10 protein-coding genes are annotated in these 15,761 nt (G+C 43.0%); 6 read left to right on the top strand and 4 right to left on the bottom strand.

Annotated elements, in window-relative coordinates; all coding sequences use genetic code 11:
* Positions 1-16 precede the first annotated feature (16 nt).
* The 3 genes from F0227_RS11330 to F0227_RS11340 all read right to left on the bottom strand — a co-directional run bounded on the left by F0227_RS11330 (position 17) and on the right by F0227_RS11340 (position 4,818).
* Positions 17-706 (bottom strand): 1-pyrroline-5-carboxylate dehydrogenase, encoded by a 690-nt coding sequence (locus F0227_RS11330; RefSeq protein WP_171753318.1) that lies wholly within the window; start codon positions 704-706, stop codon positions 17-19.
* Positions 706-3,834, bottom strand: coding sequence for a bifunctional proline dehydrogenase/L-glutamate gamma-semialdehyde dehydrogenase PutA (putA, locus tag F0227_RS11335; protein WP_171753319.1), 3,129 nt, complete (start codon positions 3,832-3,834; stop codon positions 706-708). The genes F0227_RS11330 and putA overlap by 1 nt, the downstream gene beginning before the upstream one ends.
* A 174-nt stretch (positions 3,835-4,008) precedes the next feature.
* The gene (locus F0227_RS11340; RefSeq protein WP_171753370.1) at positions 4,009-4,818 is read right to left on the bottom strand and encodes an AraC family transcriptional regulator; all 810 of its coding nucleotides are present in this window, start codon (positions 4,816-4,818) and stop codon (positions 4,009-4,011) included.
* Positions 4,819-5,159: 341 nt separating this feature from the next.
* Between F0227_RS11340 and F0227_RS11345 the strand changes: the two genes are divergently transcribed.
* Entirely contained in the window at positions 5,160-6,260 is a 1,101-nt protein-coding gene (locus tag F0227_RS11345) for a PEGA domain-containing protein (protein WP_171753320.1), read from the top strand.
* Positions 6,261-6,421: 161 nt separating this feature from the next.
* Complete coding sequence (locus F0227_RS11350) at positions 6,422-8,245, top strand: SUMF1/EgtB/PvdO family nonheme iron enzyme (RefSeq protein WP_171753321.1); 1,824 nt, start codon at positions 6,422-6,424, stop codon at positions 8,243-8,245.
* Positions 8,246-8,311: 66 nt separating this feature from the next.
* Here the strand turns inward: F0227_RS11350 and pdxH are convergent, their stop codons facing one another.
* Positions 8,312-8,947, bottom strand: a complete 636-nt coding sequence (pdxH, locus tag F0227_RS11355; RefSeq protein WP_171753322.1) for a pyridoxamine 5'-phosphate oxidase — start codon at positions 8,945-8,947, stop codon at positions 8,312-8,314.
* 577 nt (positions 8,948-9,524) lie between these two features.
* Between pdxH and F0227_RS11360 the strand changes: the two genes are divergently transcribed.
* The 4 genes from F0227_RS11360 to F0227_RS11375 are packed head-to-tail and all read left to right on the top strand — an operon-like array spanning position 9,525 to position 15,666.
* Entirely contained in the window at positions 9,525-10,916 is a 1,392-nt protein-coding gene (locus F0227_RS11360) for an HlyD family type I secretion periplasmic adaptor subunit (RefSeq protein ID WP_171753323.1), read from the top strand.
* A gap of 42 nt (positions 10,917-10,958) precedes the next feature.
* A complete protein-coding gene (locus F0227_RS11365) occupies positions 10,959-11,621 on the top strand; it encodes a transglutaminase-like cysteine peptidase (RefSeq protein WP_171753371.1) in 663 nt (220 codons plus the stop codon).
* A gap of 5 nt (positions 11,622-11,626) precedes the next feature.
* A complete protein-coding gene (locus F0227_RS11370) occupies positions 11,627-13,537 on the top strand; it encodes an EAL domain-containing protein (protein WP_171753324.1) in 1,911 nt (636 codons plus the stop codon).
* 14 nt (positions 13,538-13,551) lie between these two features.
* A complete protein-coding gene (locus F0227_RS11375; RefSeq protein ID WP_171753325.1) occupies positions 13,552-15,666 on the top strand; it encodes a type I secretion system permease/ATPase in 2,115 nt (704 codons plus the stop codon).
* The last annotated feature ends 95 nt before the right edge of the window (positions 15,667-15,761 follow it).

Below are 15,761 nucleotides of genomic sequence, written 5' to 3' on the forward strand. Positions count from 1 at the left end.
GAAAGGAATATATGGCTTAGTGCCCATCACTACCCAATTCGAGCAGAGTGGCATTTCCACCTACCGCAGTAATATTAATGGTGCGGGTACGTTCCGTAATAAAACGAAGCACCAACTTAGGGTCTTGAGATTGCGGTAACGCCTCAAGATCCGTTTCAGAAACCAGCGCAGTAATTGCACCAGAACGTAATGCAAGCTTCTTGTTATAACCAAGAACATCTTGCTCACTACCAACAAAGGCAAAGTTACGAATATCTTCTTCCAGCAAATCATTTCCGCATTCAAAAGAAACACATTGCACTAAGTTAGTTGGTAAATTTGCTTGATCTAATGCCGTCGACAGAGTCTCAAGTAAAGAGGGGTTGTCGCAGCAAACAATAATACTGTTTCCCGCGGCCAACATAGCAGCAAGCAGAGCGCCGACCGCTTTCTCACTGTTTTCGTGCTCAGAGTCAACAACCAATACCGCAACGCCTCGACCTGCGGTATACAGTTCATTTGTCTCCCCGGTAGGGCCGGGCAAGTTATGTACATAACCTACTGTTTGCTTACTGCACACCATCTGATATTGAAATGCATCTTGAAAGCCACCCTTCAATTTGGATTCCAGAGAAAGTAAATACTCACTTTTTTCATCAAATGACAAAAGATTCCACTCTTCCCATACAGAAAAAGCGTTAGAGAAATAAGGTTTAGTCATGCTCATTACGCTTGTCCTCTTTGATAACTAGCTTGAGTAAATCTATACAGATAGTGTGGTCCGCCTGCTTTTGGCCCGGTACCAGATAAACCCTGTCCACCGAATGGTTGAACACCTACAACAGCACCAACTTGATCTCGGTTGATATAGCAGTTACCAACTCGGGCTGTTTTTTCGATCTGACGGTAGGTCGTTTCGTTTCGGCTATGAACGCCCATCGTTAACCCATAGCCAGTACGATTAATTTGCTCGATCACATCAGATAATTGTGAAGCTTTGAATCTCACGATGTGCAATATCGGCCCAAAATGCTCTTGCTCAAGAACCGAAATATCACTTATTTCAAATGCCGTTGGTGGAACAAAGTCCCCCTTCTGACACTCTTCATCTAGCGGCAATGTTTTTATTAATGTCTGACTTGAACTCATCCGTTCAATATGAGCCAGCAACTTCTGCTTTGCAGCCTTGTCAATGACTGGCCCAACATCGGTTTTATGCAAATAAGGTAAACCAACCGATAGCTCGCTCATTGCCCCATCAATTAAAGCGATAATTCTTTCTGCAATGTCTTCTTGTACAAAAAGAACTCGAAGAGCAGAACATCGTTGGCCGGCAGAGGCAAATGCAGAGCGAATAACATCTCGAACAACCTGTTCAGGTAAGGCAGTGCTGTCAACAATCATGGCATTTTGCCCGCCTGTTTCAGCAATAAATGGCACAGGAGCAGCGTTACGCTCAGCAAGTGATCGATTTACTCGATGAGCAGTCTCGGTTGAGCCGGTAAATGCCACACCAGCAATGGAAGGATGAGAAGTTAATGCCGCGCCAATCTCTGCTCCTTTACCCGGCAGCAATTGCACTACACCGTCAGGGAATTTCGCTTGCTTAATTAGCTCGAACACTCGAGCGGCAATTAAACAGGTCTGTTCAGCAGGTTTAGCTATAACCGTATTGCCAGCCATCAATGCTGCACTTATCTGTCCAAGGAAAATCGCCAATGGGAAGTTCCAAGGGCTAATGCAAACAAAGACACCTCTGCCCTGTCGCGTAACACGGTAAGAACCACCAGAAAAGCCTTGAATATCTTGGCTGGCAAATAGCTCGCTCTGGCTAGCGTAGTATCGACAAAAGTCCACCGCTTCTCGAACTTCGTCAATACCATCATGAATTGTTTTTCCAGCCTCTTTATGGCAAATCGCCACAAATTCCGCCAGATTTTCCTCCAGTAAGTCGGCCAAAGTGTTGAGATAATGACTTCTCTCACCAGCCGGCAGCCCTTGCCAGTTACCGAAAGCATGCTCAGCGACGTCAATTGCTTCGGAAACATGATCAAGGCGAGCAAACATGACATTTCCCACCTCGATGCTTCTGTCATACGGAGCAGTAATGCGTTCGGCTGTCTGCTCTTGCTTGATCATGCTTTGGTAGAGTGGCTGACCATTTATTACAGGGCCAGCGGTCCAGATACGCTCTAAGTGAGTGTTTACTTCTGTTTCAAAGCTTTCTAACTCACTATCTATATCGACATTGATGCCATAGGAGTTTTTTCGGTCTGAAAAGATATCAAGAGGTAACGGGATCTTATTATTATGCAGCGATTCACAATTGAGCAGCATGTCAACTGGGTGCTCAGTTAGAGTCTCGACAGGACATCTAGCATCCACCAATCGATGGACAAACGAGCTGTTTGCACCATTCTCAAGTAATCGACGCACAAGATACGGAAGCAAATCTTTATGGTTACCAACCGGCGCATAGATACGAACATTGGCTTTATAGGCTTCCATGGCATGGTTATATAAAGACTCTCCCATACCATGCAGACGCTGGAACTCGAAATCATTATGGCTGCTCATTACCGCGATGGAGGTAACGGTTTGAGCATTGTGGCTAGCAAATTGAGGATAGATGTTGCCACGAACCGACTGGCTTAATAGAAACCTTGCACAAGCAAGATAAGCGACATCTGTCGCCTCTTTACGAGTAAAGACCGAATAGTTGTGGTAACCGCTCTGTTGCGCCCACTTGATTTCACTATCCCAGTAAGCGCCTTTCACTAAGCGTAAAGGGATCAAATCCCCCTGCTGTTTCGCTAATGCCGTCAGCCATACCAACACAGGTAATGCTCGTTTTGAATACGACTGCACTACCAAACCAAATTTTCCCCAGCCTTTTATTTCTGGGCTTTGATAAAGCTTTTTAAATAGACGTAAAGAGAGTTCAAGTCTATCCATCTCTTCGGCATCTATAGTAATCGCAACATCTAACTCTCTTGCTCTCTTGGCTAGACCAATCAAAGTGGCATACAGCTCAGACATCACTCTCTGCTCATTCGCCACTTCATACCGAGGATGCAATGCGGAAAGTTTTATTGAAATCGACGAGGTTGCAAGATCTTTGTCGCGATTCTGGCTACCTATCGCTTCAATAGCAGTAAGGTAGTCGCGATAGTATTTTTTTGCATCAGCCGTCGTCAGCGCCGCTTCACCCAACATATCAAAGGAGTAGTCATAGCCTTTTTCTTGCTGAGAACTGCCGTTCTTCTGTGCTTCTTCAATGGTGCGTCCGAGAACAAACTGGTGCCCCATTATTTTCATCGCTTGATGCATCGCTTGACGAATAACTGGCTCGGACATCTTATTTACTAAGCGAGACACCGCTTGGTTAGGGGTGGGTTTTTCTTGATCTGAAAGACCGACAACTTTCCCCGTTAACATTAATCCCCACGTAGAGGCATTGACAAAAACAGAGTCTGAATTTTTTAAATGAGATTTCCAATCCGCGACACTTAACTTATCTCGAATAAGCGCGTCGGCAGTTGCACTATCAGGAATACGCATTAACGCTTCAGCTAAGCACATTAACAAGATACCTTCTTGAGTATCTAGGCTATATTCCAGAAGCAAGGCATCTATCATTTGGATAGATTTTTTATCTGCTCGAATAGATTGAATTAGACTGGTGGTCTTTTTTTCAATTTCAGTCTTTTCCATTACCGAAGGTGTAGCTAATGGAATAAGTTGATTTAACCATTTCGATTCATCGACCATATACAATGGCGAGATCAGTGACCAAAGCTCATCGAGAGGCTTCTCAATAAAGTCTGGTCTAAGCACATCTGATGCTGTGAACATGCGTTTTCCTCAATCTCAATTCCTGATCAATTCAGGATTCCCTTACAATGGCGAGCAGTGTATTTTGAGCCTGAGAAGGATAGTTGTCAAAAACTCCTGTTTTTTTGTGAAAAACTTGGTTTTGTAACAATTTTCAAACAATATCACGCAATAGTTTTAATATGGATTAACGTTTTATTTCGAAAAATAACGTTTTTTATACTGAGAAGGGGATAAACCTTGAAGGCGAGAAAAAGCGTGGGTAAACGTACTTTGACCTGTAAATCCGGTTAAATCGGCGATATGGCTTAAACTCAATTTACCTTGTTCGATGAGCGTTTTCGCCATATCAATTCTTTTGGTCAATACATACTGATGGGGCGTAATACCCGATTGTTCTTTAAACAGAGTATGAAACTGGCTCTCACCCAAGAAAACACTTCCCGCCAGTTGTAAAACGGAAATCTTCTTACTGATGTGGGTTTCAATATAACGGTCAATAACGTCCAAATCGATTCTCTGCTCTCGACAATCAGAAGAGAATGAAGAGATATGGCGGTGCAGTAACGCCAAAATAGTGTCATTACAGGCACGACTAAGCAGCAGATCATCAGGACTGGTTTGCATCTCCATCACTAACATCTGAATTAACTGACGAATTTGAGAATCTAACTGAAAATAGATATCGGTATGAGCGAGCTCATTTAATTTGGTTAACAGCAATGGACTATCATCGGTCACTTGTGGCAGGTTCAGTACCAAAATGTCTGAAGAACCAATCACACCACCAAAAGCGTGATCGGTAAAGGCAGTCACAACACAACCTTGCCCCGGTCCAATCAAGTTCCCTACACCACTTACATCAAACTCAGCTTGCCCTTTTAAACCAATCACAATTTGTGTGTAACTGTGATCATGACAATCCATATGTGATGGCAAAGTAATCAACTCAGCGGGTTTGGGTAGCAATACGCCATTTATCGTCGATTGTTTTGTTGCAGCCATAAGCGGTGATAAACCATAGTTTAGGAAAAACAGAACCATTTTACTTCTGCTTGTCTATTGGAGTCAAAAAGCGGCTAAGGTGTTAAAAGTAAACGGAACAATGATCAAGTGCACATAAATTACGGTCAATGCTTGCCCAATTACCTCGATAAGCGTTAATTGGTATCTTAATGAAATTTGTTTCTCTACAGCTCAAAATGAGATATTTTTTTCAAACTTAAATGGTGAATGATGGTATGCTCACTGTTTAAAATTTTTGTCACTCTATCTTTTTACTGAGTGATTCACGGATTATTAATATAATTCTTTGAGTATCAAATAAAATATTATTGCAGGGACCTATGATCACAAGCCGTATCCCAGCGCTTTTGCTTGCGCTAACTCCCTTTTGGTCGACTGCATCATTTGCAACTGAGGAAGTACAACAGATCGATCCTGTTGTTGCAATTGATGAGAAGATTGATCAAAAGAAGGCCGATATAGACGCAGTGAATCAAGAATATGATTCTGAATCGGCGAATCTAAAACAGCTTCAACTGGACGCAACTAACTTAACAAGGCAAGGGGCGGAATTGGAAGCAAAACGCAACCGTTCTAAAGCGGCTCTTGATAAGCAGTTTTCTCGTCTTCTTGATGATCCAGAAACCGATTTATCCAGCTTTCAAGATGAATATCGTTCATCGTGGGAGTCCGTTAAAGAGAACCAAGCGAACCAGTTAAGCATTAGTCAGCAAATTACCGAGAGTGAAGTTCGTCTCTCACAGACTAAGCAAAAGAAAGCGCGTTTTTCTAATGAGTATGAGAACTTAAAAGAGTCTCATATTGAAGCAAGAGTGAAACGTATTGCTGCAGAGCTTCGTGAAAGTAGCGTACTAGAAACCAGTTACACCACAACATGTTCGACAACCATGACGTTGGGTGAGTGTGCTAACCAAGGCAAATATCTCACCAAACAGAAAGCGGTTAAAACCTTTAAAGGTAATCTGTTGTCTAGCTTAACTGAAGCGACATTGGCTAAACAGAACTTGGACGGTGTTCAACTGAACATTCACGTACAAGAAAGCCAGCTTATTAAGAGTGGCTTCTCTGGTAGCAATGCATTCCACACACAAATGCAAGCACAATTACAAGCCAAACCCGAAGCGGTTGCCGCATGTAAATTGCTAAGTGTTGAATCTCGCTACTGCTTAAAAGGCAAATCGACTGCAAAATCGAAAAATGATAAGCAGTGGGCAAACGTCACTGTTCGCTCGGATCAATATAATGACTCAGTCACTATCAATGGTGTTAAGTACGGAAGTACACCGGTAGAAATCGTTCTTCCTGCAGGTCGTCACCAAGTAACTGTTTCAAAAGAAGGTTATGAAACCTATAACCGAGTTATCTCAATTAACGGTAACGATACAGTTTGGGTGAAACTTCTTCCAAGCAAAGAAAGCTAAGAAATCACTCAGAAACGCTTTGAATTTTCTGATTGATTTCACAAAGCTGATTGTTAAGCGCCATTTTGTCGACTATCACACAATGATAACTCCTGACAAAGTGGCGTTTTCGTATAGAATGGGTGAATTGCCCAATTAATCAATAAAGTAGTATTAGAACTATGCGCCAAGGTTTACCTGCATTATTGCTTGCACTCTCTCCTTGTCTGATACCGACAACCAGCTTCGCTATCGATGCAACGGTTGCTTCAGTACAGGATGTTGAAAGTTCGCTTAGAGCAAAACAGATTGAAATGGATGCTTCCGCAAAATTGGTAGCAGAACAGAAAGCGAAGATTAGGCAAGCTCAAGAAGAGCAGTCTCGTCTAGAAAATCAATCTGCACAGTTAGATAAGAAACTAGCTCAGAGTAAAAAAGCCCTCGATAGAGATTTTGCTCGTATTTCTGATGAGCCCGATTTTGACATCAGGCCAAGTCAAGGTGCATATCAATCAGCATGGGCAGACGTAAAACAAAACCAAAAAACTCGCTTAGAAGCGGAGCATAAACTGCAAGAGTTGTATGCCGATCTTTCTCTATTTGAGTTGGATCAGAAACGCTTAAAGCAAGAGCTGGAAAGTATTACTGAAAATAGAATCAGAGCGAGAGTTGAAAGGCTACGTCAAGAACTCACACCGAGTCGACAAGTCGACGTAACTTATACAAATGCCTGTAAAACGGATATGACCATTGCTCAATGTACTGAGCAAACCAAAAACCTGACGCTACAAAAAGCGGTTAACAAATTTCAGTCTCAGCTCATCAATGCCACAACTGAGTCAAAGCTAGTAAAACAGCACCTTGCTCAAACCTCTTTAAGTATTCATGTTATTGGCAGCAATACAAACAAAGCTAGCTTTTCGGATAAGATGAGCTACACCATGGCATTGGATGTCAACCTTGAAGCCAGACCTGCCAAAAATACACCGTGTAAACTGCTGAACGTTGCGTCAAACTACTGCTTTGACCAAGGAGAAGACCAAAACAACTCCGAGCAGCAGAAAGAAGTACAGTGGGTATCGCTAACAGTACGTTCAAATCAGTACCAAGATCGAGTTTCTATTGATGGCGTGAGTTACGGCAGCACACCTCTAGACATCATGATCCCTGTTGGTCCACACATGATTAGCATTGAGAAAGAAGGCTACCGCTCGTTTCATCAAGAGTTAAAAGTGACTGGAGATCAAACTTTAAGAGCCGTACTACGAGAAACCGAAAACCTTCCTCATTCAGGTCGAGTCTTTGCGGATTCACTTGGTAGTAACACCAAGGCACCGGAAATGGTAGTTGTAGGCTCTGGGCAATATCTGATCGGTGAGAACGGTGCTAAGCAAGTTAGCATCGATAATGCTTACTCAATCTCATCGACACCTATTACTGTTGGTGAGTTTGAACTATTTGTTAGCTCAACGGGTTATCAAACCGATGCGGAATTAAAAAATATCTGCACCACGGTAGAAGAGTCTCAAATTATTCCAATTAGTGGCAGCTATTGGCGCAACCCGGGCTTTAAACAGTCGGCAAATTATCCTGCAGTTTGTATAAGCCAAGCCGATGCGATTGCCTATACGCGATGGTTATCTAAAGAGACAGGTTATCACTACCGTCTGCCAAATGAGACGGAGTGGGAAGTCGCCGCACTTGCCGGAGCACACACCGATTTTTGGTGGGGTGACTCATTCGGAGCAGGTCAAGCGAATACCGGCTGGGGTGGCACCAAATGGTCTAACGTAAGTGCTTCTCCGGTAAAAACATTTGCACCTAATGGCTTTGGTTTCTATGACGTAGTAGGAAATGTTTGGGAATGGACCAATGACAGCCGAGGCGTAACAAAAGGGGGCGCTTGGAGCTTCTCACCAAATCAAGCCACTGCGTACAGTCGACTGTTCTTAGCTCCTAATACCGCATCTAACTATGTTGGCTTTAGAATACTAAGACAGCTTTAATTAAACCGACAACCACTAAAAAGACCGGGCATCACTACCCGGTCTTTTTATTAGAAAGCGATAAAATTAAGGCGCTAACCTTTCAATATCCCACTCTTCATCATGTTTCTGAAATAAAAATCTATCGTGCAAACGGTGTTCACCACCTTGCCAAAACTCAATAGACTCAGGGCGAATACGGTATCCTCCCCAAAATGAAGGGATAGGTATCTCTCCATTAGCAAATTTCTGCTTAAGCTCAAGGTACTTTCCTTCTAACAGCCCTCGAGCAGAAAGACGACTACTCTGTTTACTCGCCCAAGCCGCAATTTGACTCTCTTTTGGTCGAGAAGAAAAATACTTCATATTCTCCACTGCGCTGAGCTTCTCAGCAACACCTGTAATATGAACCTGTCTTTCTATTGGGTGCCACGGAAAATGCAAACTCACTTTTGCATTATCTTCAATTTGTTGTGCTTTTCGGCTGGCCAAGTTGGTATAAAACACAAAGCCCGTATTATCAACATCTTTTAATAACACGATGCGCTGAAAAGGCTGCCCAGTTTTATCAACGGTTGCAACTGTCATTGCGGTAGGGTCCGTTAACTTGGCATCAACCGCTTGTTGTAACCAGAGATTAAACTGTTCCACTGGATTTTCATTGATATCTTTGCGGCGTAGACCGCCTTTTATATATTCGCGGCGAATATCTGACAGTTCCATTTTTAATCCTTACTCTTTTTTTTCGATTTTGCGCTTATATTCAACTAACCTCAAGAGGCTTATTCAGCGAGAATTCATTGGCTTGTGATCAAAACACTGATTTGAAGACATAGTCACTCTACGACAAGAATCCGTAACACAGAGCAGGAGCCAATAAAACTCGCCCTTTGGGAGCTCATCAACCTCCCCATTTCTGCGTCAGATAACCTTGAAAGGGGGATGCCATTGCTTCGATTATCTCTTTTTGAACTGAGCCTGTTGATGCAGATCTGACTCCTGAATCTTGAGGTCAAATGAGTATATACCTTACAACAAGCAAGACAGATCAATCACTGATTAATCGTTGTTTGCGGCAATAGCAGCAAACAATACCGTCAATATACCAAACCTAACTATTTGAGAGCCAAATAAAAGTCTCTGAACCTTAACATTTATCTTAACAAAGAATAAAATTGATTATTAATATATACTCAAGTAACTCCGCTCAACGGCAACAGCTGTGCTATCAGCCTTTTAAAATGCTTGAGTTCTCCGTCTTCATCAAATAACTGGTGTTATAAATCTCTAGGGATAGCGAATGAGTAGTAAGAATTATCAAAAGCTAACAGATAATGAATTAGATTATATCGATGATAAAACCGCAGCACTGCTACTCAATACACCAAGTAGTGCAAGGTTACTACTTTGGATCATGGTACTGTTTTTTATTGCCGCTATTGCTTGGGCTGGCTGGGCACAAATAGATAAAGTCACCGTCGGACAAGGGAAAGTCATTCCTTCCTCTCAACTTCAGATCGTACAGAACCTAGAAGGCGGATTAGTTAAACGCCTATTAGTTAAAGAAGGTGAAATGGTCGAAGAGGGACAACAGCTCATATTAATTGATGACACACGTTTTCGATCTGATTTTAGAGAACGCGAACAACAAGTCGCAAACCTTACCGCCAGTGTTTTACAATTATCCGCGTCAATTACCAGTGTTGTGGTAATGGAAAATTTTGACAACAGCAACTGGCAAGAGAGTGTAAAAATCAACTCGAGTAAACTCGCTTTTCCTCCGGTGTTGTCTGAGGGGCAACCCGCTCTAGTAAAACGACAGTTTGCAGAGTACAAACAAGACCTCGAGAACTTAAACAATCGGGTATCCGTTTTGGCGCAACAGGTGAACCAGAAACAACAAGAGCTGGTGGAGCTAAGAGCAAGAGCGAGAAACCTAAAGACCAGTTATAACTTTGCCAAAAGAGAGCTCGATATAACAGAACCTCTAGCCATCGAAGGGGTGGTTCCTAAAATTGAACTGCTGAAACTGCAACGTCAATTAAATGATACTCGACGAGAGTTAACCTCTACTGAACTCAAAATTCCGACTTTAATATCGGCTATCCGTGAAGCAACATTGAGCCGAGTTGATGCTGCCCTTAAATTTCGTTCCGAGCAGCAAGAGAAGCTCAATCAGGCTCAAGATAAGTTGTCAGCCATCACTGAGTCTGCTGTCGGGCTAGAAGACAGAGTGAATCGTACCGTCGTTATCTCGCCTGTCACAGGGACAGTTAAGAAGCTTTATATCAACACCGTTGGTGGTGTTATCCAACCGGGCATGGACCTAATTGAAATTGTACCTTCCGAGGACACGCTTTTAGTTGAAGCTAAAATTGCCCCGCAAGATATCGCATTTTTGCGCCCGGGCTTGCAAGCCATTGTTAAGTTTAGCGCCTATGATTTTACTCGATACGGTGGCTTAGAAGGCGTTCTGGAACACATTAGTGCCGATACCATTCAAGATGAAGAGGGAAACAGCTTCTACTTAGTTCGAGTGCGAACTGACGAGCATAAGTTTGGGGCTATGGGAGAACTGCCCATCATTCCAGGAATGACCACTTCCGTAGATATTATTACCGGTAAGCGTACGGTTTTAGACTATCTGTTGAAACCTATTCTTTCGGCAAAACAGACCGCACTCAGAGAATAAACAGCCTATGTATTATTTCAAATTAGGTGATATTACGCCGTGATGATTCGCCTAGTACTGCTCTCCCTACTCATGTTCTCAGTAACCTCACTGGCTCTCAATAGTCAGGAACAGCGCTGGGTTGACGCAGTATCAAATACATATGGCCCTCGGGCAGGCAAACGAGTCGATGCTTGGCGGAAAACAATGGCGTCACTTAAGTCTCAAAGTGAATCGCAACAGATGAGCAAGATAAATCAGTTTTTTAATCAGCTCTACTTTGTCAATGATATCGATTTATGGGGAAAGAACGATTACTGGGCAACACCATTAGAGTTTTTGGGAAGCAACGCCGGCGATTGTGAGGACTTCACCATCGCCAAGTATTTTTCACTACTAGAACTGGGTATATCCGATAAGAAACTGAGATTGGTTTATGTTAAGTCACTAACACTTAACCAGTTCCATATGGTTTTGGCCTATTACTCGACCCCAAATGCTGTACCCGTTCTACTGGATAATATTGATCCAGAAATAAAACCGGCCACTAAACGCCGTGACTTACTGCCTATCTATAGCTTTAACGGTAAGAACTTGTGGCTCATGAAAGAAAAAGCAAGCGGAAAACTGGCCGGTAAAGCGTCCAGATTAAGCTTATGGAATGACCTACGTTCCCGCAATAAATCGCTGGAATTCAATAAACCAATAATTAACTACGATGAGTAACCACCATGACATTATATAAACAACTTGTCGCGGGTATGTTAGCTGTATTTTTGATACTGATTGGCTCAGTAATGGCTGTCGAGTTCAAAACCACTCGCAACTTCTTAATGCAGCAACAACGTTCAGAGATGAACAATACCATTAATACCGTAGGATTAGCTTTAGCACCCTATCTTGAACAAAAAGATAGCGTTGCTGTTGAATCGGTAATCAACGCTCTTTTCGACGGAAGTTCATACTCCGTTGTTCGATTGACCTTTTTAGATACCGATGAAGAGATTGTCCGTTCTTATCCCGTAGTCGCCAATGGTGTACCTAAGTGGTTTACTGAGCTTAACTTCCTCAATAAGTTACATGATCGTCGAGTGGTAACCAGTGGTTGGATGCAGCTTGCTGAAATTGAGATCGTTAGCCACCCCGGTGACGCCTACGAGCAACTCTGGGCCGCTCTTGTTAATCTGGCCACCGCCTTTTTAGGTATGTTCCTGATTGGTATTGTTCTTGTGTCATTGATGCTTACACGTGCACTTAAGCCACTAAAGCTGATCACTCGGAAAATGGAAGATATTGCGAAAAACCATTTTGGAGAGCCATTAGAAAAACCGAGAACAAAAGATCTCATTGCTGTGGTTGAAGGCATCAACTCCATGTCAAAGCAGGTAGAAAAGAGTTTTAGAGCACAAGCTAAAGAAGCGGAACAGTTACGTAAACGCGCTTATATGGACCCTGTCTCTCAACTAGGAAACCGTTCATTCTTCATGGGACAGTTAACTCAGTGGTTGAATGAGTCTGGCAAAGGAGGGGTTGCTCTCCTTCAAGCTCAGTTTATTAAAGATGCTTACGATGAGTCCGGCTATGAGACTGGCGATCAACTCGTCAAGGAGCTTTCTGACCATCTCAAAGTTACCATGAACTCCCCAGCGGTCACCATTGCAAGAATCAACACCGAAGAGTTTGGCTTTATTCTGCCTAATGTCAGCGAAGAAGAGCTAAAACTGTTGGCGAATAATATAGTAGATAATGCACAAAACATGCGGCCTGACCCAACAGGTACTGCGCCAATGGAGCTATCGCTAGGTCTGGTGTATAACGAAGAACGCAAATCCACTACCGATATTCTCTCTTTAGTGGATAACGCACTCTCTTTAGCGCATTCACATCCAGAGCAGAGCTATGGCTTGGTCTCTAATAGCAATGATCAAATGATGCTGGGTAAACAGCAGTGGAAAGCACTGGTGGAAGAGGCGATTAACAACCAATCTATCGAGTTTAAGTTCCAGTCAGCAAACCAAGCAAATGGTGAAAGTTTCCACAAAGAAGTCTTCTCGTCCATTGAGAAAGATGGCACTCGCTATACTGCAAACCAGTACCTATTTGCTCTTGAGCAACTGAATGCCGGTTACATCTTTGATGAGTATGTTATCGAAAGCATGATCAAGGGACTAGAAGAAGGAAGCATCGAAGGAACCATAGCGATTAACTTAACGGTTAGCAGTATTTCTGAACCGAGCTTTATCCGCTGGTTAACCAAAGTACTATCAAAACATCACTCTGTCGCCAATAGACTGCATTTTGAAATTCCTGAGATCTGCTTTGTGAATAACCAACACCATACCGCCCTACTGTGCCACGCAATTCGCAGCAGTGGTTCAGAGTTTGGCGTTGATAATTACGGTCGAAACTTCCACTCACTTGATTACATCAATGAGTTTAGACCTACATATGTGAAACTGGATTATCTATATACCCATCAAATTGAAGATGAGAAACAGCGTTATACGTTAACCTCTATTTCAAGAACCGCACACGATCTTGGTGTGACAACCATTGCTTCAAGGGTAGAAACACAAGCTCAATTAGATTTTCTGTCTGAGCACTTTATAGAAGTGTTCCAAGGCTTCATCGTCGATAAATAAAGGGCCGTAGCACAATGCATGATCCACTATTGAATTCTCTTATCTATATCAGTAGATATTATGGACTAGCGAATTCCCCTGACGCATTAATCAATGGTTTGCCTTTGTCTGACGGTAGGCTTACTCCATTCCTATTTCCTCGCTCTGCAGAGCGAGCAGGGTTAGTCGCCAAAGAGAATCGCGCCAAGTTATCTGCTATCTCTGATTTAATTCTACCTGCGGTGTTACTGCTTAAAGACGGCGATGCTTGTGTCCTCGTTAGCGTTAACAGTGAAAGCGGTGAAGCGGAAGTTGTCACAGCAGAATCCGACACCATGCCAGTATCTATTCCATTGGAGGAACTAGAACAGCAGTATATTGGACGATACTTTTTAGTTAAAAAGCAGTTTCGTTATGACGAGCGCTCTCCAGAGATATTGAAAACCCGTGATGGACATTGGTTTTGGGGAACTTTATTTGAGTCTAAACATATCTATAGAGATGTATTAATTGCCTCTCTTTTGGTGAATATCTTTGCTATTGCGGCTCCGATGTTTACCCGTCTAGTATACGATAAAGTTGTACCAAATCTCGCATTTGAATCATTGTGGGTGTTAGCGTCAGGTATTTTTGTTGTTTTCATATTCGATTTTATATTGAAGTTATTGCGAAGCTATTTTATTGATGTCGCAGGGAAAAAATCGGATGTGATCATCTCATCAAAACTGTTTAGCAAGGTAATGGGCATCCGCATGGAATCGAAGCCCCCTTCTGTCGGTGCCTTTGCCAGACACCTTCAAGAGTTTGAGTCGATCCGAGAATTCTTTACTTCCGCCACTATCTCAGCACTGATCGATCTGCCCTTTGCTCTGCTCTTCTTAGTGGTTATATGGCTGCTGGCTGGCAATTTGGTCATTATCCCTATCATCGGTGTATTAATACTGGCAATCCACTCTCTGTTGATTCAGGGGCCTTTACGCAAGAGTATCGAAGAAGGCTCTCGGTTAGCTTCTCAAAAATACGCCAACCTAATTGAGAGCTTAGCGGGTTTAGAGTCAGTAAAACTGTTTGGTGCACAAAGTCAGTTTCAGTACCGATGGGAAGAAGCTGTGGCTCACATGGCTAACTGGAACATCAAAACCCGTCGCATTACCGACACCATCCAAAATATGGCCGGCTTAGTTCAGCAATCTTGTAACGTTGGTATGATCATACTCGGCGTTTATCTTATTGCCGATGGTGAACTGACCATGGGGGGATTAATCGCGGCTACCATGTTGAGTGGGCGTGCTATTGGTCCTTTGGTCCAGTTGTCATTACTCTCTACTCGTTACAATCAGGCCAAGTCATCAATGACGATTATTGAACAAGTGATGTCAATGCCTGACGAACAGGAAGAAGGAAAACGCTATATCCACCGCCCGATTATCCAAGGGAAAATTGAGCTGGATAAGGTGACTTTCCATTACCCTGATGCCCCCATTGCTGCAATTCGTGATTTATCAATCCGTATTAATCCGGGCGAAAAAGTAGCAATTATTGGACGAATTGGCTCAGGTAAAACCACCCTAGAAAGACTTATTATGGGGTTGTACCAACCGACAGAAGGTCATGTACGTATCGACGGTACAGACATCAACCAGCTGCATCATGTGGATGTAAGGCGTAACATTGGTTGCGTGCCGCAAGAGAGTACCCTGTTTTTTGGCAGCATTAGAGATAACATAACGTTAGGTCAAACGCTGGTGGATGATAGAGAAGTATTGGATGCTGCAAACCGAGCGGGTGTTACCGTATTTACTCAGCAAGATCCCGCAGGGCTCGAAAGACAAGTCGGCGAAGGCGGCTTACTGCTTTCCGGTGGACAACGTCAATCGGTCTCCATTGCTCGTGCATTGCTTGGCCGTCCGCCGGTTCTTCTTATGGATGAACCGACCAGTGCCATGGATAATCGTACTGAGATGCATATTAAGAATCAACTTGCTCAACTGCGTAAGAACGAGACATTAATTCTTATTACTCATAAAACATCGATGTTGGATATCGTCGATCGAATCATCGTCATGGAGAAAGGCGCCGTGATCGCGGATGGGCCTAAGCATCAAGTTCTCGACGACTTAAAACATGGCAGAGTACGAGCCGTAAGTTAACAGATTGGTTCTACACAGCTTTATTTGCAATGTTGCGTGTTCAAAATAGCCCTCAATTTGAGGGCTATTTTTTATTCTACTTAGAAAGTGACCGG

This window comes from Vibrio sp. 99-8-1, assembly GCF_013114595.1.
Classification (GTDB): Bacteria; Pseudomonadota; Gammaproteobacteria; order Enterobacterales; family Vibrionaceae; genus Vibrio.